Annotated in this window: 20 protein-coding genes and 2 tRNA genes; 8 read left to right on the top strand and 14 right to left on the bottom strand. The window is 59.7% G+C overall.

The features are described 5' to 3' along the window. Positions 1 to 67: 67 nt before the first annotated feature. Complete coding sequence (locus AAFX04_11040; GenBank protein ID MEO1045966.1) at positions 68 to 784, top strand: type II CAAX endopeptidase family protein; 717 nt, start codon at positions 68 to 70, stop codon at positions 782 to 784. A gap of 3 nt (positions 785 to 787) precedes the next feature. Here AAFX04_11040 and AAFX04_11045 read toward each other — a convergent pair whose 3' ends face one another. Together AAFX04_11045 and AAFX04_11050 are read right to left on the bottom strand one after the other, a co-directional pair. Then, on the bottom strand, positions 788 to 5,473 hold the full coding sequence (locus AAFX04_11045; protein MEO1045967.1) for an NAD-glutamate dehydrogenase domain-containing protein: 4,686 nt from the start codon (positions 5,471 to 5,473) through the stop codon (positions 788 to 790). A 165-nt stretch (positions 5,474 to 5,638) separates the two neighbouring features. Beyond that, complete coding sequence (locus tag AAFX04_11050; GenBank protein ID MEO1045968.1) at positions 5,639 to 7,105, bottom strand: hypothetical protein; 1,467 nt, start codon at positions 7,103 to 7,105, stop codon at positions 5,639 to 5,641. 273 nt (positions 7,106 to 7,378) lie between these two features. Here AAFX04_11050 and AAFX04_11055 point away from each other — a divergent pair. Beyond that, positions 7,379 to 7,454: transfer RNA gene (locus tag AAFX04_11055), tRNA-Thr, on the top strand. A 75-nt stretch (positions 7,455 to 7,529) separates the two neighbouring features. Here AAFX04_11055 and AAFX04_11060 read toward each other — a convergent pair. From AAFX04_11060 to AAFX04_11070, 3 genes are read right to left on the bottom strand one after another with little or no spacing between them, the layout of a single operon-like run. Further along, a complete protein-coding gene (locus AAFX04_11060) occupies positions 7,530 to 9,014 on the bottom strand; it encodes an efflux transporter outer membrane subunit (GenBank protein MEO1045969.1) in 1,485 nt (494 codons plus the stop codon). Beyond that, complete coding sequence (locus AAFX04_11065; protein MEO1045970.1) at positions 9,011 to 12,205, bottom strand: multidrug efflux RND transporter permease subunit; 3,195 nt, start codon at positions 12,203 to 12,205, stop codon at positions 9,011 to 9,013. The genes AAFX04_11060 and AAFX04_11065 overlap by 4 nt, the downstream gene beginning before the upstream one ends. Continuing rightward, positions 12,202 to 13,422 carry an efflux RND transporter periplasmic adaptor subunit gene (locus tag AAFX04_11070; GenBank protein MEO1045971.1) on the bottom strand — a complete coding sequence of 407 codons (1,221 nt, stop codon included), beginning with the start codon at positions 13,420 to 13,422 and terminating at the stop codon, positions 12,202 to 12,204. The genes AAFX04_11065 and AAFX04_11070 overlap by 4 nt, the downstream gene beginning before the upstream one ends. 240 nt (positions 13,423 to 13,662) lie before the next feature. On the opposite strand from AAFX04_11070, the gene AAFX04_11075 reads away from it, so the two are divergent. Both AAFX04_11075 and AAFX04_11080 read left to right on the top strand, forming a co-directional pair. After that, positions 13,663 to 14,808: an ROK family protein gene (locus AAFX04_11075; GenBank protein ID MEO1045972.1), complete on the top strand. Its 1,146-nt coding sequence runs from the start codon at positions 13,663 to 13,665 to the stop codon at positions 14,806 to 14,808. Then, complete coding sequence (locus AAFX04_11080; protein MEO1045973.1) at positions 14,805 to 15,209, top strand: hypothetical protein; 405 nt, start codon at positions 14,805 to 14,807, stop codon at positions 15,207 to 15,209. Before AAFX04_11075 ends, AAFX04_11080 begins: the two co-directional genes overlap by 4 nt. 6 nt (positions 15,210 to 15,215) lie before the next feature. Here the strand turns inward: AAFX04_11080 and AAFX04_11085 are convergent, their stop codons facing one another. Next, entirely contained in the window at positions 15,216 to 15,593 is a 378-nt protein-coding gene (locus AAFX04_11085) for a DUF393 domain-containing protein (protein MEO1045974.1), read from the bottom strand. A 178-nt stretch (positions 15,594 to 15,771) separates the two neighbouring features. Then, positions 15,772 to 15,954, bottom strand: a complete 183-nt coding sequence (locus AAFX04_11090; protein ID MEO1045975.1) for a hypothetical protein — start codon at positions 15,952 to 15,954, stop codon at positions 15,772 to 15,774. 419 nt (positions 15,955 to 16,373) lie between these two features. Between AAFX04_11090 and AAFX04_11095 the strand changes: the two genes are divergently transcribed. From AAFX04_11095 to AAFX04_11110, 4 genes are all read left to right on the top strand, one after another. Then, positions 16,374 to 17,288: a hydrogen peroxide-inducible genes activator gene (locus tag AAFX04_11095; GenBank protein MEO1045976.1), complete on the top strand. Its 915-nt coding sequence runs from the start codon at positions 16,374 to 16,376 to the stop codon at positions 17,286 to 17,288. Positions 17,289 to 17,434: 146 nt separating this feature from the next. Further along, complete coding sequence (locus tag AAFX04_11100; protein MEO1045977.1) at positions 17,435 to 19,168, top strand: ABC transporter ATP-binding protein; 1,734 nt, start codon at positions 17,435 to 17,437, stop codon at positions 19,166 to 19,168. Continuing rightward, a complete protein-coding gene (locus AAFX04_11105; protein MEO1045978.1) occupies positions 19,165 to 20,202 on the top strand; it encodes a biotin/lipoyl-binding protein in 1,038 nt (345 codons plus the stop codon). Before AAFX04_11100 ends, AAFX04_11105 begins: the two co-directional genes overlap by 4 nt. After that, positions 20,192 to 21,769 (top strand): TolC family protein, encoded by a 1,578-nt coding sequence (locus AAFX04_11110; GenBank protein ID MEO1045979.1) that lies wholly within the window; start codon positions 20,192 to 20,194, stop codon positions 21,767 to 21,769. Before AAFX04_11105 ends, AAFX04_11110 begins: the two co-directional genes overlap by 11 nt. 24 nt (positions 21,770 to 21,793) lie before the next feature. On the opposite strand, the gene moaC is transcribed toward AAFX04_11110, so the two are convergent. From moaC to AAFX04_11145, 7 genes are all read right to left on the bottom strand, one after another. Beyond that, complete coding sequence (gene moaC / locus AAFX04_11115) at positions 21,794 to 22,273, bottom strand: cyclic pyranopterin monophosphate synthase MoaC (protein ID MEO1045980.1); 480 nt, start codon at positions 22,271 to 22,273, stop codon at positions 21,794 to 21,796. Continuing rightward, positions 22,266 to 22,751 (bottom strand): molybdenum cofactor biosynthesis protein MoaE, encoded by a 486-nt coding sequence (locus tag AAFX04_11120; GenBank protein ID MEO1045981.1) that lies wholly within the window; start codon positions 22,749 to 22,751, stop codon positions 22,266 to 22,268. The genes moaC and AAFX04_11120 overlap by 8 nt, the downstream gene beginning before the upstream one ends. A 3-nt stretch (positions 22,752 to 22,754) precedes the next feature. Continuing rightward, complete coding sequence (locus AAFX04_11125) at positions 22,755 to 23,012, bottom strand: MoaD/ThiS family protein (protein MEO1045982.1); 258 nt, start codon at positions 23,010 to 23,012, stop codon at positions 22,755 to 22,757. Beyond that, positions 23,009 to 24,019, bottom strand: coding sequence for a GTP 3',8-cyclase MoaA (moaA, locus tag AAFX04_11130; GenBank protein MEO1045983.1), 1,011 nt, complete (start codon positions 24,017 to 24,019; stop codon positions 23,009 to 23,011). Before moaA ends, AAFX04_11125 begins: the two co-directional genes overlap by 4 nt. Then, complete coding sequence (locus tag AAFX04_11135) at positions 24,016 to 24,786, bottom strand: sulfite exporter TauE/SafE family protein (GenBank protein MEO1045984.1); 771 nt, start codon at positions 24,784 to 24,786, stop codon at positions 24,016 to 24,018. The genes moaA and AAFX04_11135 overlap by 4 nt, the downstream gene beginning before the upstream one ends. Positions 24,787 to 24,804: 18 nt before the next feature. Then, positions 24,805 to 24,892, bottom strand: a tRNA-Leu gene (locus AAFX04_11140). A 138-nt stretch (positions 24,893 to 25,030) separates the two neighbouring features. Further along, positions 25,031 to 25,309 carry an integration host factor subunit beta gene (locus tag AAFX04_11145; protein MEO1045985.1) on the bottom strand — a complete coding sequence of 93 codons (279 nt, stop codon included), beginning with the start codon at positions 25,307 to 25,309 and terminating at the stop codon, positions 25,031 to 25,033. Between the last annotated feature and the right edge of the window lie 65 nt (positions 25,310 to 25,374).

Raw genomic sequence — 25,374 nt, forward strand, 5'->3', positions numbered from 1 at the left:
ATAGCTTGCAAACCCAAATTTGGTGTATTAATCAGATAATACACCAAATTTGGGAAAGGGCCTCGCCTTGCTCGCAGAAATACAGCCAGTCGAAACTTCAAAAGAGGAAAATGGCCGATGGCATCTCGGTGCACTTGGCGACTTGCTCATCGTTATGGCGGTACTGGTTTGCGTAAAGCAGTCGCTACTACCCTTTACCTATCTCTATGCCGGCCCCGCCTCTACCACCAGCGCGATGATAGTCGCCACCTATCTGTTATGGCGGCGGGGTTCAGGCTGGAAAGCACTGGGTCTTAAATGGCCGGAAAGCTGGTGGAAGATAGCTGCTTTAACGCTTCTGTCCGTGGTCGCTTTTCTTGCTGCAACCGGTTCCATGCAGTTTATTGCCAGCCAGTTTTTTGAAGACATCGGGACCAGTGGCCGCTTTGATCATGTCGAAGGTAATTTCTGGGCTTATATCGGAATGATGGCTCTGGTCTGGACACATGGTTCATTCTTCGAGGAACTGTTGTTCAGAGCCTTTATCATCAACCGGTCAAGCAGCTTTTTAGGCGGCGGGCTGAGAGCAGATATTGTCGCCGCACTCCTCTCATCCATCTTCTTCGGCTATCGGCACTATTATTATCAGGGCCTATATGGTGCACTCGTCACCGGAGCGGCCGGCTTGGCTTTCGCCCTGATATATATCTGGACTGGTCGTAAAAATATTCTGCCGCTCATTTTCGCCCATGGTATTATCAACTCTCTTGGCCAAACGTTGCGCTATTTGGGTATTGACGGTTAGAGCCTAACCGCCGCTCAGCAAAATCCGCGCCTGGCTGGCGATCTGCGCCAGCATCGATACACTCGGCGTCACCGCAAGCTGCGCCCGTTTCACCAACCGGCGGAACTGGGCGATGCGATCAGCATTGGCCTTGATCCAGGCCGCAACATGCGCCTCCGGATTATCGACATCGGTCAGGAATTCACGCCGCATCTGCTGGAAATCGCGCGCCATGCCGGAGACCAGCAGCCGCTCCCACGGATCGGTCGGGCTCATCCGCGCCGCCGTCATCTGCACCCAGTCGAGCGCCAGGGCCGAGCCGAGATGGGAGAAGGCCTTGGTAACGACATCGGGTGCCAGACCCGACTCACGCGACAGAGCAGCCAAACCGATAGCGCCGTCCATTTTGAACACATGAACGATCATTCGTGCCAGTTCCTCCGGAGCACCTTCGCCGTGCAGTGTCTCCTCAAGCGCCCGGTGCTGCGAGCGCGATTCATCGCTCAGCAGCTCGTCGACCTTGCCGGCAAGCGCCGCGACGCCATCGGCAAAATCGGTGACTATGGTGCCCGGCTGGGTCCGCGCATTGCTCTGGCGCACAATGTCCGCCATTTGCGAGCGCAATGCCAGCGCAGCACGGTCGAACAGCATCAGTCGCACCTGCTCATCCATTACCGCATTGTCGAGCATGTCCCATAGCCTGGTCATGTCGAACAGCCGTTCGGCGGCGACAAAGGCGACGGCGATATGCCCCAGCGAGCAGCCTTCTTCCTCGGCCAGTTCCATCGGATGGATGATACCGAGCCGGTTGATGATACGGTTTGCCAATTTGGTAGCGATCAGCTCCTTGCGCAGCTGGTGCCCGGTAATCTCGCCATGATAATCCTGCTGCATCGCTTCGGGGAACGCGGCAAGCAAGTCAGGCAGCATCGACGGATCATCGGCAACCGGACTGGCTTCGATGGCGTCCTGCAGGCTGAGCTTGGCGGTCGACAGCAACACCGCCAGCTCGGGTCGGGTCATGCCCTGATCGTCAGCGATCCGGCGCTTGAGCTGGTCATTATCACCAATACCCTCGACCTGGCGGTCGAGCCGACCGGTTTCCTCAAATGTCTCGATCAGCCGGATATAGGAAGGCAATGCCGCGGCACCGCCGCTCTCGGCAATGGACAGGCCCAGTGCCTGAAACCGGTTATCGGCCAGCACCAGTTCGGCCACGGCATCGGTCATGCTTTCGAGCAGCGCATTGCGATCCTCGGTCGATAGCCGCTCCGCCCGTACGGCCTGACCCAGGGCGATCTTGATATTGACTTCATTGTCCGAGCAATCGACCCCGGCACTGTTATCGATAAAGTCGGTATTGACCCGTCCACCTTCGAGCGAAAAGGCAATGCGCGCGGCCTGGGTAATACCCAGATTGGCGCCCTCGCCTATCACCTTGCAGCGCAGATCCTCGGCGTTGACGCGCAACCCGTCATTGGACGGGTCGCCGACATCGACATTGTTTTCCGACGCCGCTTTGACATAGGTGCCGATGCCGCCAAACCACAGCAGGTCGGCCTGCGATTTCAGGATAGAGGAGATCAGCGCATCAGGCTCTATCTCTTCCTGCTCCAGACCCAGCAGCGCCTGGATCTCGGGCGTCAGCGTCACCGACTTTTGTGCCCTGGAGAACACCCCACCACCTTTGGAGATCAACCTGGTGTCATAGTCTTCCCAACTCGAGCGCGGCAGGTCGAACAACCGCTTGCGCTCGGTCCAGCTTTTCGCCGGGTCGGGATCGGGGTCGATGAAGATATTACGATGGTCGAAGGCTGCGACCAGCCTGATCGCCTTGGAAAGCAGCATGCCATTGCCGAACACATCGCCCGACATGTCGCCACAGCCAATGACATTGACCGGCTGGCTCTGCACATCGATGCCCATTTCGAGGAAATGTCGCTGCACCGAGACCCAGGCACCGCGCGCGGTGATGCCCATCGCTTTATGGTCATAGCCCTGGCTGCCGCCACTGGCGAACGCATCACCAAGCCAGAAACCGGCATCTTCGGCGATGGCATTGGCAGTATCCGAGAAAGTGGCAGTGCCCTTGTCCGCTGCAACGACGAAATAGGGATCAACGCCGTCGCGCACATGCACCCCATCGGGATGCACCACCGCGCCATCGACAATATTGTCGGTAATCGACAGCAGGGAACGGATGAATTTCTTATAGGCTTCCTTGCCCGCTGCAGCCCAGGCATCGCGATCACGCGCCGGATCGGGCAGCGATTTGGCGAAGAAACCGCCCTTGGCCCCGGTCGGCACGATCACCGCATTTTTCACCCGCTGTGCCTTCATCAGGCCAAGTATCTCGGTGCGGAAGTCATCGCGCCGGTCAGACCACCGCAGACCGCCACGCGCTACCGCACCGGCACGCAGATGGACACCCTCGACACTGGGGGCATAGACGAAGATTTCCCGCCAGGGCAGCGGCTTGGGCAGGCCCGGTACCTTGGCGCTCTCGATCTTGAACGCCAGCACTTCGCCGCGACCCGGAGCAAAGGCATTGGTGCGCAATATCGCCATGATCAGGTCGCGTAGCCGCCTGAGCAGACGATCGTCATCGATCGCCGACACCTGGGTCAGGCCGTTGCGGATACTGCGCAATGCCAGATCCTCGGCATGGTCGCGATCCTTGTCAAAGGCCGGATCATGGCGGGCGCGGAACAGTACCATCAGCGACTGGGTCACCAGCGGCGCATCGCGCAGCGCGTCTACAAAGGTGCTCAGCCCGTAGGGCATGCCGGTCTGGCGCAGATAGCGGAACCAGGCACGCAGCAGGACGACATCCTTGGTGGTCAGGCCATTGATCGTGATGAGTTGGTTGAAACCGTCATCCTCTGCCCGGCCGTCCAGCACATTGCCGATCGCCTCTTCAAGCAGATTGGCACGCTCGAGCAGCGTCTCGGGTTTGACGTCGCCCTGGGCAGACAGGGTGAAATCATGGACATAGCCCAGTTCGCCATCGGCCAGCGGCGTCGGTACCTCTTCGAGAACATCGAAGCCGAAATGCTCGAGCACCGGCACCGCCTCGGACAAGGCAATCGAGCCGCGCACATTGTAGAGCTTGAGGTGTAGCGCATCGGTAGCATCGCCGGATACCGCATAGAGCCGTGCCGACCGGCGTTTCCCGCCGCTCAGCGCGCGCAACCGCAATATGTCGATCGCCGCCTCCTTGGCCCCGGACTCCATCCGGTAGCCTGCAGGAAAAGCCTCGGCATAGCGGCTGGCAAGAGCCGCGGCACGGCTGTCCTCACCAAATTCGGCCAGCGCATTCTCCACTTCGGGGAGCCAGCCGCGAACCATATGCTTGAGCTGGGCATCAAGCTTGTCGCCATCGGGAATGTGGCCATTGTCACGCAGGTCAAGCACATAGCGCAGCATCGCCACCTGGCCATCCTCGAGTGATATCGTCCAGCTCAGTGTCTTGGCATTGGCAGCTTCAACAAGCATCTGCTCAATCGCAATACGCCGACCGGTCGAGACCTCATCGCGCGGCAGCCAGACAAAGGCAAAGAGATGCCGTTCCAGTGCCGATTCAATGGTGATCAGCTTGGGACGCGGCCGGTCGGCCAGTGACATGGATGTCAGCGCCGCACTCTCGATATCCTGAGTGGAAAAGGCGATCAGCAGGTCATGCGGCAGCGCCGTCATTGCGTGCGACAGCGCTTTGCCCGCATGGCCGGACGGATCGAAACCATATTTGTCGTTGATCGTTTTCAGATGCGCCCGGAGCAATGGTACCTTGTCCGGCGCTGCTCCGAGAGCCGCGCTGGTCCATATCCCGGCATGGACCGACAGTCCGGTCAATTTCCCGTCGGAGCGCTGCGGCAGGATGACCAGATCCATCGGCACCCGGCGGTGCACCGAAGACAGGCGGTTCGACTTGATGATCAGCGGCACCGCGCCGCCATTCTGGAACCAGCCCATGGCCCTGGCATAGCTGCTCTCGGCGAGCAGAGGCTGTTTGGCAACCCGGGCCAGGCCCTTTTCATCGGTGGTGCCGCCCTCGATATTCCATACCAGATGCGCCAGCTGGGTCATGTTACGATCAAGGAACCAGCGCAGCAGCGCGGCACCTTCGGGATCGGCAATATTCTCGGCATCGCTGGCCATGGCCTGTTGCAGCAGCGGCCAGTCCTCGACCGTGGCGCGGACATCGGCCAGCATCTGCTCTATCGCTTTATGCAGCTGGCGACGAACCTTTGCATCCGCCCGCTGCATCTCGATATAGACAATCGATTCTTGCCGTTCGCCCGCAGCATCACGCGGCATGATCGCTGTCAGCATGCCATCTCCGTCGCGCCGCACCGAAAGCACCGGGTGGATGATCCGGTCAATCGCCAGACCAGCAGCGCTGACCTCATTGGCAATGGAATCGACGAGGAAAGGCATGTCCCGATTGATGATCGCCATACGCAAATGGCGGCGGCCATTGCTGCCGATAACACTCTCGATCGCGATCGCAGGCTTGGAGCGCGCACGATGCTTCATCGTCTTGAGCGCGAACGCCGCCGCAATGCGGCATGCTTCATCGTGAAAACCTTCATTCTCCCCGGGCAGCGCACCATGGGAGAAGGCATTTTGCAACGCCGTCAGCAGTTCTTCATCTGCATCGGAGGGAGTGGATTGAGCGGAGGAGGTTTTGCCGGGAGCAGCGCGGGACATTCAGGGCCTCGAGCGGAAATGGAAAGTCTGTCTGCCGCCTATGCGCCTTTTCTGTGCGCCGCTCAAGCACCTTGAGCAGGGCAGGGGCAAACTGTGTAGAAAGAGCGCGCGCTCACCCGGTTCCGTAGCGAAAATGAATGGCGCTGAAGACCGGCACAAACCCCGTCAATCGGCGATTTTACGCACCACATGATCGGTGACCCGGTCATCGGCCAGGGCCGCGACAATCTCCATCCTGCCCTCGGCATTGCGCCGCGTCACCAGCACCGCAAACTCGCTGTCGCCCGAGTCGAGACTATCAAGCGACAGCGCTGGAGCCTGGCGCAGCGCATTATAGGCACTATTCAGCTTCTGTGCCGGATCGACCTGTGCGGTTTCGGGGCGACGCAGCCGCCGTTCCTCGCGCACAACGCCTTTGAGACCGCCTTCATAGCCGGAAAGAAAGTCGGGCAGTTCTCCGAAACCAAGCTGCTGGCGATGTGCATGGGTCAGCGCGGTGGCGTATTCGGTGAGCCGGGTCTTGTCGTAATCACTGCCGAACACCAGCTTGACGATCGGCGTCATCGGTGCCCGTTCCTGCATCACGATCCCGGCCTGGTCGAGAATTTCGGCCAGCGCCTCGGGCTCACGCCGGGCCACCAGCGACACATCATAGGCGCGGCCAACCGCCTGATACAGGGCGGTCCGGCTGCGGTCTTCCGATGTCTGCGCCTTGCGCGCCAGTTCGCGGGCATGGCTCAACCAGTCGCGCAGATTGGCTTCGGCTTCGGGTGCGGTTGCTGTGTCGGATTCAGCATCGACAGCCTCTGCCTCAGACTGGGGCACGGTCAAACCAAAGTCGAGATCATCGCTGTGCAACAGGTCCGCAGAAGCGGAGACCGAAAACGCCACCGTGTCACGCCGCACCTGGCCCGGCAGCGGTGCATTTTCCGCAACCGGATCATCTGCAGGCTGGGGTGCGGCGAGCTGCTTGCCAAAGGCGACTTCAGGCAATGCGATATCGGCGCTGCGCGGTTCTTCGGCTTTCTCGCCATCCTTTTGCCATAGCGGTGTATCAAAACCAATATCCGAACCCGCATCGAGTGCTTGCTCGACTTCGAGCAGCAGTTCATCGGTGCTGGCCTGATCCGCCAGCGTCTTCCAGTTGATCACCCCGAAGACAAAATCGATACTGTCATCATCGGAGGAGAAAGGCAGCAATATACCGCGATAGAGTACGGTCTCGCCTTTCTGGTTGACGAATTCGGCCTCGAAACCGATCGGTGCCTGGTTGGCGATGATTTCCATATAATGGTCGGTGACCCGCGACAGCAGCGAGCGGCCGGGGATATCGGCGACATAGGCAATGTCTTCGCTGATGTCCGAAGCCTCGGCAACCGCTGTACCAATGTGCGAGATGGCCGGGTTTTCGATACCCGAGGTAAAATCCAGCAGCACGCTGTTTTCGGCAAAGTCGTCGAGATTGTCGAGATCGAGATCGTCAATGGCAGGATAGGACTTGTCGCCGAGCAGCATCACCCAATGGTTATAGGCGCGCACATGCATGCGACGCTCGTCATTGCCGAACTGATGCTTGCGGTCGACCACGGCTTCATCATCAATGGCGCCATGGTCGTTGTCGCCTTCGCTCAAGGCGTTGTCCGCATATGATCTGCCGCTATCGCCGGTCCGGTCAATATCGCGGTGGTTATCCATAATCGCCCCATCACACGTGCCTGTTCCTGCCCCTTTTGGCGCAATATAGTAAATCCGTGGTTAACAGCTGTTACGAACACGGGTGGAGGCACCCCCGGATCGGTGTTGCAGGGCTTGCACCCGACGGCATGGGCTGGTAACGGCCTGCGCGGCGCCAGCACAGAAGCGCCCCGATTGTCATGCCCCGCCATGACCGCCGGAAAACGGTTTGCCGCTTTAGCTCAGTTGGTAGAGCACATCATTCGTAATGATGGGGTCACGTGTTCGAGTCACGTAAGCGGCACCATTTCTTTCAGCGCCGGAAGATCGATAGCGTTGCCTTGGGGTTTCGGGGCCTTGGGGTTTCGGGCAGCTGCAGCCCTTAATCCTGCCCCGTTGCTTCCGCCGCCTCGTCGCGCGCGCGGCTCTGCCAGCCGCCTCCCAGCGCTCGGTAGATCGCGATTTCCTGGAGTGTTGCCTCAATCTCGCTGACAACCCGGGCGTCCTCATTTTCCAGCGCCACGCGTTCGGCGTCGAGCACGGCGAGAAAATCGTCGACGCCATTGTCATAGCGCAGCCGCGCCAGCCGCGCCGCTTCGCGCGCCGCCTCGCTGGCCTCACCGAGCTGTTTGCGGCGCAGCACTTCATTGCCGTACAGCGTCAACGCATTTTCGGTTTCCTCAAACGCCAGCAGCACCGTCTGTTCATAGCGCGCCGCAGCGGCATCGGCGCGCGCGCCAGCAGCCTTGACCCGGGCACGTATGCGGGTGAGATCGAGCAGATTCCAGATCAGTTGCGGCCCCACAGTGAATTGCAGCGCCGAGCCCTGCAACAGATTGCCGGTGGTGTTCGACTGGAAACCGCCGCTGCCGGTAAGGCTCACCGTAGGGAAATAATCCGCAGTCTCGATGCCGATATCGGCGGTGGCCGCGGCCAGTTCACGCTCGGCGGCGCGGATATCGGGGCGGCGGCGGAACAGATCGGCAGGACTGCCAACGCCGATCAGTATCGGCATGCGCGGAATCGGCATCGGTTCGCTGAGCGTCTCGCGCAACGCGGTCGGCCCGTCGCCGGTGAGCACCCCGAGCCGGTGCGCCTGCACGTCAAACTGGGCTTTGAGCGGCGGTATGGTCGCCAGCGTATTGGCCAGCTGCGCCCGCGCCCGTTCGACATCGAGCCGGGTGCCCCGGCCGCCACGCAGCAGCACCTCGGTCAGCTTGAAACTGTCCTCCTGATTGGCGGCATTGCGTTCGGCTACGGCAAGGCGCTTCTGGGCACCGCGCAGCGCCACATAGGCGCTGGCCACCTCGGCGGCAACACTGACCAGCAAATCGTCACGCACCGCCTCGGCCGCTTCGGCACGGGCACGCGATGCCTCAACGCCGCGGCGGATGCGACCGAACAGATCAATTTCCCAGCGGGTATCAGCGCCGAGGCTGTAAATGTCCTGATCGGGAATGGAGAAATCATCGCCCTGCCCGCCAAAGATCAGCGCCTCTTCGGAGAAGCGCTGGCGGGTATAGGCAGCGTTGAGCCCGCCGCCGGGCAGGAATTCCTGCTGACTGCCCTGCAACACCGCGCGCGAGGCGCGCAAATTGGCGCGTGCCTCGGCAAGGTTGCGGTTATTGTCAAAGGCGCGCGCAATCAGCGCATCGAGCTGCGGATCGCCAAGCTGCTGCCACCACAGTTCGACCGGCTCGTCCGAGGTTGCAGTGGCAATAGCGGCGCGGGTGAACACTTCGCTGTCGAGCTCCGCCATGCCCGGCGGCCCGCGATAGTCCGGGCCGACCAGACAGCCGCTGACCAGCAGCGCCAGAGCGGCGCTGATCGCCAGCCGGGGGGGCGATGTCCTCCGCCGCGCGCTCATTCTGCCGGCTCCGCCGCGGGTTTGTCGGGACCCGGCTCAGCGGGTGGCTCTGCCTGGTCATCGTCCTTCTTGCCGCGTGCGGCAAAGCTGCGGCACAGTACGTAAAAGGCCGGGGTCAGGAACAGGCCGAAAATGGTGACGCCGAGCATGCCGAAGAACACCGCAGTACCGAGAGCCTGGCGCATCTCAAAGCCGGCACCGCTGGCTGTCATCAACGGCACCACACCGAGGATGAAAGCAAAGCTGGTCATCAGGATCGGCCGCAGCCGCAGCTTGGCCGCCTCTACCGCCGCAGCGAAGCGATCAAGCCCACCATCTTCGCGCTGCTTGGCGAATTCGACGATCAGGATCGCGTTTTTCGACGCCAGCCCGACCAGCACCACCAGCCCGACCTGAGTCAGGATATTGTTGTCGATGCCGCGCAGCCCGACGCCGACAATCGCCGAAAGCAGGCACATCGGTACGATGAGGATGATCGCCAGCGGTAGCAGCCAGCTTTCATATTGTGCCGCCAGAACCAGAAACACGATCACCACCGCAAAGACAAAAACCAGGGCCGCGGTCGATCCGGCGCTGATCTGCTGATAGGCGAGCCCCGTCCATTCGAAGGAGAAACCGTCGGGCAAGGTCTGTTCGGCGACCTCTTCCATTGCAGCGATGCTTTCGCCCGAGCTGATGCCTTGTGCCGCCGAGGCATCGACCTCGGCTGCGGGGAACAGATTATAGCGCGGCTGGCGCGACGGACCGGTAATGTCGCGATAATTCACCACACTGCCTATCGGCACCATCTCGCCGCTACGGGCATTGCGCGCGCGCAGCCGGGAGATATCCTCGCGCGCCATGCGATAGGGCGCATCGGCCTGGGCGCTGACCCGATAGGTACGACCGAGATAGTTGAAGTCATTGACAAAGGCCGAGCCGAGAAACACTTCAAGCGTGTTGAACACATCGGTAATCGGCACGCCAAGCTGCTGCGCCTTGACCCTGTCGATATCGAGATAAAGCTGCGGCGTCGCGGTTTCATAGGAAGTGAAGACGTTGACCAGGCGCGGATCCTGATTGGCGGCGGCGATCAGCTGCTGCGTCGCATTGTTGAGCTCGCGTACACCCTGACCGCTGCGATCCTGCACCATCATCCGCACACCGCCGGCATTGCCGATACCGCGCACCGCCGGCGGGGCGATCACGATGATGAACGCCTCGTCGATCGATTGCAGCTTCTGGTTGAGCTGGGCCAGCAATTCCAGCGCACCGTCGCGCTCATCAAACTCGTCCATCACCGCGAAGATCGCCCCGGCATTGGGGGCGTTGGTGAAGGTCGCACCGCTGAACCCCGCAAAGCCGGCGGTATTGGTGAAGCCCGGTGTCTCAAGGATCATATCGGTGGCACGGCGCAGCACATTGTCGGTGCGCGACAGCGAACTGCCCGGCGGCAACTGGATGGCAACGATCAGATAGCCCTGATCCTGTTCGGGGATGAAGCCGGTCGGGGTTTCGTTGAAGCGCCATGCCGTGGCCCCCAGCAACAGCGCATAGACGATCAGCACCGCGCCGGTCATGCGGATCAGCTTGGCGGTAATATTGCCATAGCTCTCCGCCAGCCGGTCGAAGCTGCGGTTGAACCAGGCGAAGAAGCGATCAAGCATCGCCTGAAAACGGTTTTTCGCTCCGCCTTCCTCATGACCTTCGGGCTTGAGCAGGATCGCCGCAAGCGCCGGCGACAGCGTCAGCGAGTTGAACGCGGAGATGATCGTCGCGGTGGCGATGGTCAGCGCGAATTGCTGGTAGAATTGCCCCGATATGCCGGTGATGAAAGCCGTGGGCACAAACACCGCTGACAGCACTAGCGCAATCGCGACCAGCGCGCCGCCGACCTCGTCCATGGTGACATGCGATGCCTCTTTCGGCGTTTTGCCATTGCCCAGTTCACGCTCGACATTCTCGACGACGACAATGGCGTCATCGACAACAATCCCGATGGCCAGCACCAGGCCGAACAGGCTGAGATTGTTGAGCGAGAAACCGAGCGCGCCCATGATGGCAAAGGTGCCAATCAGCGACACCGGTATGGCGACAATCGGGATCAGCGCCGCGCGCCAGCTTTGCAGGAAGACGAAAACGACAATCGTCACCAGGATCACCGCCTCGAAGATCGTCTTGTAAACCTCATTGACCGATTCCGCGATAAACTCGGTCGGGTTGTAGATAATGTCATAGGCGAGACCATCCGGGAAATCCTCGCTCAGCGTCTCGATGGTTTCCTCGATATTCCTGGCCGTCTCGATGGCGTTGGAGCCGGGGCGCTGGAATATGCCGATGGCGACAGCGGGGCTGTCATCGAGATAGGCATTGGTCGAATAATCCTGCGCGCCCAGCTCGACCCGGGCAATGTCGCGCACCCGGGTGACACTGCCATCGGCCTCGGTCTTGACCACGATGTTTTCGAATTCCTCGGGTTCCTGAAGCCGCCCGAGCGTGCGCACGCTTATCTGGTTGGCGGTATCCACCGCCAGCGGCGGCTGCCCCAAAATGCCCGAGGCGACCTGGACATTCTCGGCGCGCAATGCGGCAACGACATCGCTGGCGGTGATCCGCAGGCCGGACATCTTGTCGGGGTCGAGCCATATCCGCATCGAATATTCGCGCGCACCGAAGATGGTGATCGAGCCGACGCCATCAAGCCGCGCCAGCGTGTCGCGGATCTGTAGCAGCGCATAGTTGGAAATATAAAGCTGGCTGCGGCTTTCATCGGGCGAATAGAGATGCACCACAGTCAGCAGGTCGGGCGAGCTTTTCTGGGTGATCACACCCAGTCGCCGCACCGGCTCGGGCAGGCGCGGCTCGGCGATACTGACCCGGTTCTGCACCAGCACCTGCGCCGCATCGAGATCGGTGCCCAGCGCAAAGGTGACGGTGATCGTCAACCGCCCGTCATCGGTCGCCTGGCTCGAGAGATAGAGCATATTCTCGACGCCGTTCAGCTCCTGCTCGATCGGCGTCGCCACGGTGTCGGCCACAACTTCGGCACCGGCACCGGGATAGGTCGCGGTAACGGTGATCGTCGGCGGCGCGATTTCGGGATATTGCGCCACCGGCAGGTTGAAATAGGTGATCGAGCCGACCAGTACGATCAGGATCGACAGGACCGCGGCGAAGATCGGTCGCTCGATGAAGAAGTGCGGAAAATTCACGATGCCGTGTCCGCATCTGCCTTTGCATCAGCTGGCTTGCCCGCTTTTTGGGCCGTCGGCTTTTTGGCGTCCGGCCCGGCTTTTCCGGGCAGCGCATCGGCAGGCGGTTTCGGTACCACTTCGCTACCCGGACGGGCGCGCATCAACCCACCGACAATAACCCGCTCATCCTTGCCCAGACCGCCGCGGATGACACGCATATTGCCTTCCTGCAATGATCCCAGTTCAACCGGTCGCGGCTCGACGATGTTATCCTTGTTGACCGTCATCACGATCTTGTTCGACTGGTCCGACAGGATCGCCGCATCGGGTATCAATATCGCCTCATATTCGCCCGAACCAAGCAGTTGCAGTCGGCCAAACATGCCGGGGATGAACAGTCCATCGGCATTGTCAAAAATGGCACGACCCTCGACCGTGCCGCTATTGGTATCGACACGGTTGTCGACAAAACTCATCTGGCCTTCATGGACAAAATCGTCCTCGTCCTGCAGCTTGAGGCGCACCGGATTGGCGACATCGCGTGATGAAGGCCGCGACCCCTGCGAATTTTGCCGGACATATTTGAGATAGGCGGACTCATTGGCGGTGAACGAGAAATAGATCGGGCTCACCGAGAAAATCGTGGTGAGCAAGGTCGAGGTCGGACCACCACCCGAGACAAGGTTGCCGACGGTAATCTCACGGCTGCCGACGCGGCCGGTCACCGGCGCGCGCACCCGGGTGAAGCTCAGGTCGAGTTCGGCCTGACGCACCGCAGCCTTTGCCGCGGCAACGCTTGTCAGCGCCTCTTTCTGCGCCTGCTGGCGGGTGTCGAACTCTTCCTGGCTGATGGCCTGCTCCGCCAGCAATATCTCCCCGCGTCTCAGATCGGCCTTGGCGAGGTCGCGCCGGGTTATCGCGCCTTCATAGGCTGCACGCGCTTCTGCCAGCGCCGCCTCGAACGGGCGTGAGTCGATTTGCACCAGCAGGTCACCCTTGCGGACAATGGCACCTTCGCGAAAATAGATTTTCTGCAGATAGCCCGACACGCGGGCGCGTACTTCAACCGCTTCAACCGCCTCGAACTGGCCGGTATACTCGTCCCAGTCGACAATCTTGCGTGTTTCGGGCTGCTGCACCGTGACCTCGGGAACCGGCATCTCCCCCGATTGTTCGTCCGCACATGCCGAGAGCATGGCGGCCGCTGTGACAACAAGCCCAATCATCCATCGCATTGTCTTCCCCTTTACCGGCAGAGCGTCCCACGATCAGGGAGTTTACAGGCCGCAATCGATTGTTACGGCATCGAGTCGGTTCGGTACATCCGACATATTTATGATATACTGGCCGGGTTTTGTGGAATTTTTTTTACAAATGGCAGAAGTTGAAATATTTTTATTTCAATGCCTTGCAGTGACGCAGGCCAGTTTGGGGGTCACCCCTTAGGCACATTGCCATCCTATCAAACATCAATTATGGATTGGCTGGATTGCGGTTATGATTTGGAAAAATCGAAATATCACTCCAGCAACTATCTATCATATCCGGAATTGACGGGGGAAAACGCAATGTTCCTTTGCTGCGATCTCGGTGGAAGTATCGGTGCCTGGGGCATTTTCGATCCCGATAAAGAAAAGCTCGAGCATAAGCGGCAATTCGAAAATACCGCATTTCCCCATATCTATCTGATGATGGATCAATATCTCTCAGAGGTTAAAGGCTATTTCGGGGAAAAGAAGATCACCCGGATTGTTATTGGTGCGGCTGGGCCCATTGACAGTGGCATGGTCAAGATTACCAACAATGAAGGCTGGACGATCAGCGAAGCCGAAATCGAGAAACACGTTTCTGACCATGGCTTTCCCGAAGCCCAATGCGTTTTGATCAACGACTTTGCTGCTCTCGGCTATGGGGTTATCAAGCTGGAGCGTATCGGGATCACCGAAGAAGACTATCTCTCTGTCCATGGCCGGTATCACCCGAATGAACGGAGCCGCTCAAACCGCGAAAGTCGTTCGTTGATATGTGGCCCGGGAGAAGGATTGGGGATCGCCTCGATCATCAACTCCCCGAGTCAATTGCCGTCCCCGATAATCCTGACTTCGGAGGGAGGGCATCATACTTTCGCCGCTGAGTCCCCTGACCAGTTCCGCCTGCTATACCCGAACGGCGAATATGGCGAAATCAAATCATATGAGCAGTTTCTCTCGAAGCGCGGCTTGGTCGATCTTTACAATCATTATCTGAAGCACAGTTTCGAAAAGCCGACCGATTGGGACGCCGATGCAAAAAGCGTGATGGAAAGAGCCAAAACCGGCTCGGATCAGGCCGCAAGCGATGCCGTTGAGGTCTTTGCGGAAATACTCGCAAATTTCTGCGGCAACAGCGTTCTGACATTCAACTGTAACGATACCGTCTATCTGTGGGGAGGCGTTGTGCGGGATTTGAGCAAGGGGTTGCTTACATCACGCTTCAAAACTTTCTATCCCAAGCGGAGAGAACACCGTTCGCGCGTTGATCATGTACCGGTTGTACTGTTGCAAAACCCGGATATCCCGCTGCTGGGATGCGCTTATCGCGCTGAGCAGGAGGCCTTGGCCAAACCGGTAATCTCGGTATGAACCTGGATATCGAAAAGCTGAGGAAGCGGCTCAATCTGTCGCGCCCGGAATTGCTCAACAGGCTGGCACCCTATCTTTCTGCCACAGACTATACGATTGACGAAGGCATGCTTGCCGCATTGGAAAGAGGTGAAAGTCTCTCAGAAGAACGCACTGCCGCGTTCTATGAGGCAATCTGCAAGTGCTTTCCCGAAGAGTGCGAGAAAGCACCGCTCAAGCCCAAAAGGCTGCGCAAAGCAGCTAGCACGACCAAACCATGGCTACTCTATGCGGCTTTTCTGGGAGTCATTCTGGTTGGCGCGTATCTTCTATGGGATGAGGGTGGTGTTGCCGCAGGGATGTTTATTGGCATAGTTGGGCTTGCACTATCGTTTCTCAAAGATTTCATTCTGAAGAAATAAAGCAGCCTATCGCGCTTTGAGGGCTTTTTGCAGCCATGGTCGTACATTGAGGAAGCGGCAATACAGCCATTCCAGCGCCGCCAGCACCAGCGGAATGCGTGCTGCATGACCCAATGGCTTCAACAGCGGAATGGTGCGCCACATCACCGCAAACGCCGCAGCGCCCGAATGTATTTGCCCGTCACGGTCACGCGCGTGGAACCGCGCCAGCAGCGCATCGCGCGACAACGGACAGGCGACAGGGTCATCGCGGTTGGAGATGTCGACAAAGGCGATCGCGGCACCACGATCAAGCCGACGCATCGCCGCGATCTCGCGTACGCATAACGGGCATGCCCCGTCATACCAGACCGTCACCCGTTGTGGATGTGCATCATGCTGCATGCAGCGCATATAGGAACAGATATGGGGCACCGCCACTATTGCAGCTGCCAAAACATCGCGCGCGACAGGGGATTATGCAGGATCAGAGAAAGAAAGGCCGGCGCGGTCTGTCATCATGAGAGGTGAGCCTAGGGGGAGTGCTCAAGACAGGACCGCGCCGGTCACTTAAGTGCCGACATCAGCCGACATTTTCGGCCCGGTGGGACAGGCCGGATTCAAGGAGATTTATACGATCAATGAGACGCTTGCGGGCATGGTAGAGGTCCTGCGAGTTACCGGGACGGCCAGCTGCCTTGTAACTGGCGATCAACCGGTTGATCCGGCCCAATCTTGCCCTGAGAACTGCGAGATAACTTGCCATTTGCAATACTCCTCACCGTATAAAGCAAGCTATGCTTGATTATTACTTCACCTGTAGGGGCCAGGTTGCATCTGCTTGCTGAGATTTAAATAGACGCCGGGTGACTGCAAATCCAATCACTTGAAACGGTACCGCATGATAGAATGAATCTATAGGCATCTCAGTGGCCGGTTCGGTCCATGCCATAATGCTAATCTGTTGTCCGCGAAACCAGCATCGGTGACCGAAAGTCCTGATGCATCTCGCCGGGAAATACAGATTTCCAGCCGTTCCCGGGCATGACAAGGCACAGCATCGCGGCGGGGAACGAAAATTATCCACGCGCCATGTCGCCATGTCTGCAAAGAATGTCCACTGCCATATATCGCGCTGCGGAAACTGGTGCTGGTAATTTAATTGATCGAAACTATAGTAACTTGATGCCAACACTCCGCCAGCTTGAATATCTCATCGCCATCGCAGATCTCGGTCATTTTGGCCGTGCTGCCGATCGCGTGCATGTTTCCCAGCCGACGCTCAGCCAACAGATCAGAACGCTCGAACAGCGTCTGGGTGTCAAGCTGGTCGAACGCGAGAGTCGTGGTGCCGAACTGACACCGATTGGCCGCGAAATTGCCAGCAAAGCGCGCAATATATTGGTTGAGGTTCGTGATCTCAGGGATATCGCGACCAAGGCCAGTGATGGCCGCGCGGGGACGCTGCGCTTCGGCGTCAGTCCGACAATCGGTCCCTATTTCATGCCCAATATCGTGCGCCAGCTGCATCAGCTCGCGCCCAATTTGCGGCTCTATATTCGCGAGGGCATTCCGGTGGAGCAGGTACAGGAACTGGCCAGCGGCAGTATCGATATCCTGCTCGCCCCACTGCCGATCGACAATAGCGCATTGGAGATCGAACCGCTATTTCATGAGCCGCTCTATATTGTCGCACCACCCGATCACAGGCTGGCGAAGAAGGATCATCTCGAGCGCAATGATTTTGCCGGCACCGGCTTTCTCAGCCTCGACCCGAAACACCATTATCATATCCAGACCAAGAGAATTGCCGATGAGCTGGGCGCTGAAATCCTGCGTGATTATGAGGGCACCAGCCTTGACAGCCTGCGCCAGATGGTAGGTTCCGGGCTCGGCATCTCGCTTCTGCCCGATTTCTATCTCAGCTCGGAGGTTGGCGGGGTCGATATGGTCAAGCGGCTGCAGGTCGAGGACTGGCAGGCGAGCCGCAGCATCGGTATGGCGTGGCGACGCGGCGCAGCCTATGAAGAAACCTATCGCTGGATGGCAGAATATATTCGCGAGCAGGCGCTGCAACGGCTGGCGACAGGAGCCATATGATGCGGATTATGATAGACAGAAACTATCAAAATACCGCTATATATCGCATTGCCATCTATCAAATTTTTATTAGCTAGTGCGTCATCACCGCAATAATGAGATAACCTTATTCGTGACTGCGTTTGCGCATCGGGGAGTGGAGTGACATGGCTTCGGATGGAAAGCATGAAATAGGCGCGCGCGAGGCGCTGCGCTGGATGTTCAAGCTGCTGTCGCCTGAACGTCCCTTTATCACCATTGCGCTGATTTACGGCATTGGCGTCAGCATATTGTCGCTGGCGACGCCGATCTCGGTGCAGATGCTGATCAATTCGGTCGCCAACACCGCATTGGTGACACCATTGGTGACGCTGTCCATGGCGCTGCTGGTGCTGTTGCTGATCGCGGTGCTGCTCAGTGCGCTGCGCGTGCATGTGATGGAGATGTTCATCCGTCGCTTCTATGCCCGGCTGGTGGCAGAAATCACAACCCGCGCCATCTATGCCTGCGATCCGTTCTTCCAGGACGCCAAGCGCGAGGACCTGTTCAACCGCTATTTCGACGTGGTTACGGTGCAAAAGGCGGTGCCGTCATTGCTCGTCGGGGCGTTCACCATCATCCTGCAATCGGCGGTCGGATTTGCCGTCACCTCCTTCTACCATCCGTTCTTCCTCGCGTTTAACGGCCTGGTGATCTTCTTTGCCTTTCTCATCCTGCTGATCTGGACCCGCGGTGCCATCCGCAGCGGTATTGCGCTTAGCCATGCCAAATATGAGGCAGCGCACTGGCTGGAAAATGTCGGCATCTCCAACGGCTTCTACAAATCGCAGCGCCATGTTGATTATGCCATGGACCGCTCCGAAGTGGTCACCGCCAATTATATGGCACAGCGCAAGCGCCACTTTTTCTTCAGCTTCTCCCAGACGGTGAGCTTCCTGTTGCTCTATGCCTTTTCCAGCGCCGGGCTGCTGGCACTGGGTGGCTGGCTGGTAATCCAGCAGCAGCTGTCGATCGGCCAGTTGGTGGCGGCAGAACTGATCCTGTCGGCGGCCTTTTTCGGCCTTGGCCAGCTCGGCGCCTATCTCGACATCACCTATGACCTGGTCGCGGCGGCGGAGGAAATCGGCCTGATCTTCCATATCGAGCAGGAAGACGACAAACCGACCTCGCACGATGAGCCGGAAAGCGGCATGCTGCAATTCCGCGAGACCATGTTTTCATCGGATCGCGGCGGCACCACCGAATTCAACATCTGCATTCCCGGAGGCTCGCATTTACGTGCCCTGGCCGAAGACCATGAAACCCAGCGCTTCTTCACCCATGCGCTGAAGCGCCATATCCGTCCGAAACGTGGCATGATCACCGTGGGCGGTCACGACATTCTCAACATCGACAGCTTCAAGCTGCGCTCCGATGTCGTGGTCCTCGACCGGCCCACCATGGTGGATATGACGGTGCGCGAATATCTCCAGCTTTCCAATCCCGCCCTGTCGTCCTCGGGCGCGCTGGAGGTTATCGACAAGGTCGGGTTGACCGAACGCATTGCGGGGCTGCCCAAGGGCATGGATACGCCGTTATCGACCACCGGCTGGCCGCTGTCACTGGGCGAGGCCATGGCACTGAAGCTGGCCGGCGCGATGATGCGTCAGCCGCGAATACTGATCCTGACATCCTTGTTCGACATGATCGATCCGGAGATACTCCACACTATTGGCTGTGACCTTGCCAAGGATGGTACAACAACCATTCACTTTACCGGACGCAATACTGGTCGTCCCGACAGCCAGTATCTGTGGGTCGGTCGTGACGAACAGAAAATTGTCGATGACGCAGAGACACTGGCCGCTTTGTGCAAAGCGACCAAAACAAAGAACCGAACCAGCCTTGGGGTAGAGAGATGAGCTCTTACAAGGATCATATCCGGCACTTCCACACCCTGTCCTCACTGAAAATGCCGAGGCCGCAAAGGGTGTTCAAATGGATTGTTGTGACCAGCCTGATTTTCATCGGCCTGTTTGTGACCTTCGTGCCCTGGGTACAGACCGCGTCGGGAAGCGGACAGGTGATCGCGCTCAACCCGCAGGACCGGGTGCAGAATGTCACTGCCCTGGTGTCCGGCCGGATCGAGGAGTGGTTCGTGCAGGATGGCCAGCCGGTGAAGGAAGGCGATCCGATTGTCCAGCTCACCGACAATGACCCGCAGCTGCTGCAGCGGCTGCAGGCGGAGCGGGCACAGGTCAATGCTCGCATCTCTGCAGCTGAAAGCGCACTGGCCACCGCCCGGCTCGACGTTACCCGCGACCGTGCGCTGTTCGAGGAAGGTCTGGGCGCGCGGCGCGAATATGAGCTGGCGCGTATCCAGGTTGCCGAGATGGAAGCGACACTGGCCGAAGCGCTGGCCGAGCGCCAGCGCATCGACATCAATCTCAGCCGCCAGTCGGTGCAGCTGGTACGCGCACCGCGCGACGGCTTGATCCAGCGCATTCGTGGCGGCGACAATGCAACACTGGTCAGCCAGGGCGATGTGCTGGCAACCTTTGCCCCGATAGAGGCCGAGCGCGTTGTCGAGCTTTATATCGATGGCCGTGACGTGCCGCTGATCCAGCCGGGACGCCCGGTGCGACTGGAATTTGAGGGATGGCCGGCAATCCAGTTTTCCGGCTGGCCCTCGGTTGCACTCGGTTTCTTCGATGGCCAGGTGCAGTCTATCGATCTTGCCAGCTCCCCCAATGGCCTGTTCCGGGTATTGGTGGTGGAGCATCCGGACAAGGAACCCTGGCCGAAAGAACCCTTTGTCCGCCTCGGCGCGACAGTGCGCGGCTGGGTCCTGATGCAGGAAGTCACCGTTGGTTTTGAACTGTGGCGCCAGCTCAACGACTTCCCGCTGCAGCCTGTTACCGATGACTCGCCCGGAGGCGGAGCCAATGTCCCGTAAGCCAGACCGCTTGCGAACAACGCTTTCCATATTCTCCACGACAGCTTTTATCGCGCTGTTGCCCGGCACCGCGAATCCGGCTGCGGCGCAGGTCATCGCTCCGCTTGAGCGTACCGCGCCTAGTGACGGTCCTGAAGATCAGGCCCGGTCTGCGCTGGATATCCCCGATGGTGATCAGGCAGGGGCCGGCACCCCGCCCGCGGCGGTGCAGATGCTGACGCTCGACCGGTTGCTCGATAGCTCGGCCCGCTATGCCCCGGCAATCCTCGAAGCATTGGCCGAAGCGCAATCGGCCAATGCCCGCATCACCGCGGCACAGGGTGCCTTCGATCTGGTGTTCAACGCCGAGAGCTATTCCTATCTCACCGGCTTTTACGGCGGCCAATATATCAATGCCGAGGCGGTACAGCCGCTGGCGAATAATGGCGGTCAGATCGAAGTCGGCTATCGCAATTCGCAGGGGCGCTTCCCGGTCTATAATGACTTTTTCTTCACCAATCAGGTCGGCGAGCTCAAGGCACGCGGCATCTATTCACTGCTGCGCGACAATCTGATCGACGAACGCCGCTTCGGCGAGCGCAATGCCCGGCTCAATGCCGAACTGGCCAAGATCGAGACCAATATCGTCGCCATAGGGGTGCAGCAGCGCGCCATCGAAGCCTATAATAGCTGGGTCGCGGCGGCACAGCAGCTGCGCATCTATCGCCAGCTGCTCAGCCTCGCCAATGATCGGCAGGCCGGCCTCGAACGGCAGGTAGCGCTGGGCGCACAGGCAGATATCATCCTCACAGAGAACCGGCAGAATATCTTGCGACGCCAGACCTTGCTGGTGCAGGCCGAGCGCAATCTGCAACAGGCGGCAAACCGGCTGTCGCTGTTCTGGCGTGACGATGACGGCAGGCCGCTGCAACCCGATCCGCGTTCGATTCCCGACCAGTTGCCGCAGCTTGACCGCAACGGCACCGAGACCATCGAGGATGTGCTGGCCCGCCGTCCCGACATCCAGATTGTCGAAACCCGTCTCGAACAGGCACGGTTGCAATTGCAACTCGACGAAAACCTGTTGCGGCCCAAGCTCGATGTGTTCGGCGAGGTTTCCAACGACTTCGGCGCGCTGGGTGCCGGCGGTGCCTCGCGCGACGGGTTTGAGACCATTGTCGGCCTGCGCTTTTCGGTGCCGTTGCAACGCCGTGAGGCGCGCGGCCGCATCGCCGCGACCCAGGCGCAAATGCAGGCGGTGCGCCGTGCCCGACAACAGGTCGAGGAGCAGGTCGAAAACACTATAAACGACATCATCATCGATCTGCGCGCAGCGGAAAATCTGCTGCAAATCGCCCGCGATGAAGAACAGGCCGCCGAGACAATGGCTGCCGGTGAGCGCCGCCTGTTCCTGGCCGGCGCCAGTGACTTTTTCCTGGTAAACCTGCGTGAGGAAGCCGCCGCCAATGCCAGCATTCGCCGCTTGCAGGCAGAGTTCAACCTTGCTGCAGCCCGTGCCGATCTCGCCGCCGCATCGGCAGACTTCGATACGCTGGGTCTGGAAAGCGGGATCGGCATTGTGCCCTAAGCTATTCCCACCCAATTACGGGGGCTAGCCGGCTGACCAGTCACCCGACTGTCCGCCCGATTTCTCCACCAGCCGGATATCGCCCATCACCATGGTCCGGTCGATGGCCTTGATCATGTCATAGACGGTGAGGCAGGCAATGCTGACTGCGGTCAGCGCCTCCATCTCGACTCCGGTTTGCGCCCGGGTCTCGACCTCGGCACGCACCGCCACACAGGATTTTTCGTGATCGCATTCGAGTGTCAGCCTTACCGCGCTGAGCGGCAATATATGGCATAAGGGGATCAGCTCGGCGGTGCGCTTTGTCGCCATGATGCCCGCCAGCTGCGCTGTGCCCAGCACATCGCCCTTGCCGGCCTTGCCTGACATCACCTGCTCCAGCGCTGTTGCCGACATGGTGATATGTCCGGCGGCGACGGCGCGCCGCCGGGTCACCGGCTTGTCGCCGACATCGACCATATGCGCCCGGCCCTTGCTATCGAAATGCGTCATCTTGTCAGCCATTCTGACCTTCCTCCCAGCGCTCGCGGTCACGATAATCCTGATCGCGCGGCGCTATCCATTTCTTGCCGGCACGGGTGATCTCGCATTTCCAGAAAGCGGCCTCGGTCTTCAGCCAGTCCATCAGGAAATCGGCTGCGGCAAAGGCAGCGCGCCGATGGCGTGCCGTGGCTGCGACAAAGACAATGGGATCGCCCGGCACCATATCACCAATGCGATGGACAATATGGCAGTGTCCCAGCGGCCAGCGCGCCCGCGCCTGCTCTATGCCGTCAGCGATACTCTGCTCGGTAAAGCCGGGATAATGCTGCAGCCGTAATAGGGTAATCTCTGCTGCCATCGCATCATCGCTATGCGGCCGCGCTATACCGGTAAAGCTGGCCATTGCACCCTCACCTGCGATCTTCTGACGCACTGCGCGATGCTCGGCCTCCGGGTCAATCGGACCATTGGCGCAACGGACATGATCATTGCCTGTCATGTCCTAACCGCCACTGACCGGCGACAGCAGCGCCACCTCTTCACCTCCGGCCAGCGCATGACCCGGTTCGACAATCACCTGATCGACAGCGACACGAAAGCGCGGCTGATCGATAAGCGGCTGCAACGCTGCATTGGCCACGCACAACCGGTCGAGCAGCGCCTGCACCGTAGCGGCGCCATCGATGGAATGCTCGCCCGTGGCAACCACATCGCCAACCGCGCCATAGGCGTGCAGTATGATTTTCGGCTCTCCGGTCATCCGCCGGTCACCGCCATCGCCCGCGTCACGGCTGCGCGTCCGGCATCATGCGCGGCGACGAAATCATGCTGCGCCGGCTTCTGTCGCAATGCCTTGCGCGTCAGTTCCGCCAGCGCCGCATCGTCACCGCCGCCGCGCATGATATGGCGAAAATCAAAATAGAGGTCGTGACCAAGACAGGGATAGAGCCGCCCGGTTGCGGTGATACGGATGCGGTTGCAGCTGGCGCAGAAATTGTCGCTCATCGGTGTGATAAAACCGATACGACCACCGGTTTCTTTCACCGCGACATAATGCGACGGCCCCGCGGTACGAACATCAAGCGGCACCAGCGTCCAGCGCGCCGCCAGCTTGTGCCGCACATCCGTCAACGAAACATAGCCACAATCCTCGCTGCCACTGGCCATTGGCATCTTCTCGATCAGCGATATGTCATGGCCCTGGCCATGCGCCCATTCGACCGTCTCGAACACCGCATCAACAGGATCGCGACCATCAACAACCATGTTGATCTTGACCGCCAGCCCAGCCTGACTGGCGGCGGCAATGCCGTCAAGCACCGTTTCCAACCGGCCCAGTCGGGTGATCGCGGCAAACCGCTCGGGCCGCAGGCTGTCGAGCGACACATTGACCCGTCTTAGCCCCAGATCGGCCAGCGCATCGGCATGGCGCGCCAGTCTTGTGCCATTGGTGGTCAGCAGCAGCTCGCTCAGGCCTCCACCATCCAGATGCCGTGCCAGCCGCCGCATCAGCGGCAGCGTATCGCTGCGCACCAGCGGTTCGCCTCCAGTGATGCGAATATGATCGACGCCATGAGCGATGAACAGGCTTGCCAGCCTGTCCAGTTCCTCCAGGCTGAGAAGATCGGCGCGCGGCGCAAATGTCTGATCCCGTGGCATGCAGTAAGTGCAGCGCAGATCGCAGCGATCAGTTACCGACAGCCGTACATAGCGCACCGCACGGTCATGCATGTCGACAAGTGGTGAAGCGGGCAAGGGCGGCGTCATAGACCGGCGACTGTAAGCCAAATCAGCCGTATCGCAACCATCAGGATCAGTACGGCAGTGCCGCGCTGCATCCAGATCAGCGGTAATTTCTTCGCGCCAAGCCAGGAGCCGATACCACCGCCGACGAGCACCGCAGGCAGCAACGGCCAATAGCCGATAAGCGCGGCAATCGCCGTGCCATCATCCGCCAGTCGGGCAAATTGGCCCGACAGGCCGGTAAAAGAATTGCCGACGATGAACAGCGATGCGGTGCCGGCAATGGCGCGGCTGTCACCCCAGCGGGCGAGATAGAGCAAAGGCGCAAGAAAGATGCCACCGCCAATACCGACAATGCCCGCCAGCAGGCCGAGAAAACCCGCCATCGGCAACAGCATGATGGGCGGCGCCTTATGCTCCGGCGCAGCTTCGGCAACAGCCAGCGGCGGTTGGTAAAACAGCATGATGCCACCGGCGACCAGCAGCGATAGCCCAAGCAAGGCGGTAAATTGCGGCTGCGACACCGACAACAGCCCGCCGACCCAGGCGCAAGGCAGCGCGATACCGACCAGTGGCCATGCCCGCCGCCAGGGAATATGGCCGGCCCGGGCAAAGCGCCAGCACCCACCGCTGGTCACTGCGATATTGCAGATCAGCGACAGCACCGGCAGGATACGATAGTCCGTGCCCGCCAGCGCCAGCAGCGCAGTATAGCTCGACCCGCCGCCAAAACCGACCGCAGCATAAAGCAGCGCGATCAGGAAGAATGCGGGAGCTAGGAGCAAGGGCATTATCAGATCATGAAAAGCTGGTGCGGACGGCGGGACTTGAACCCGCACACCCAGTTATGGATAGCAGATTTTAAGTCTGCTGCGTCTACCATTTCGCCACGTCCGCTCGCTACGCCAGCGCTGTCGCATCACGCACCCCAAAGTGCAAGGGGCCAAAGTGCAAGGGGCCAAAGTGCAAGAGGGGGAAGGCCGGATTTGTTGCGCGGTGATTTTTGCCGGTCCTGATGACGGCAAGCGGTAGGCCTCAGCCGTTCAGCCGCTCACGCATTTCCTTGCCCGGCTTGAAATAGGGCACACGCTTGGCAGGGACATCGACGGGTTCACCGGTGCGTGGGTTGCGGCCCTTGCGTGGCTCACGCTTGCGGGTCGAGAAAGCGCCAAAGCCGCGCAGTTCGACACGACCATCATCGGCCAGCTGCTGGATGATCTGGTTGAAGAAAATATCGACGATCTTCTCGATCTCGTCCGGCTTGAGTCCTGGATTTTCATCGGCCAGTTTCTGCAATAACTCTGAACGGATCATAAGCTGAACTCCCAAGGAACCATAAGCGACCGGGATCATCTGCGCCGAATATCATCTCTCCGCAT

Source organism: Pseudomonadota bacterium (genome assembly GCA_039818985.1).
Taxonomy (GTDB): Bacteria; Pseudomonadota; Alphaproteobacteria; order Sphingomonadales; family Sphingomonadaceae; genus Alterisphingorhabdus.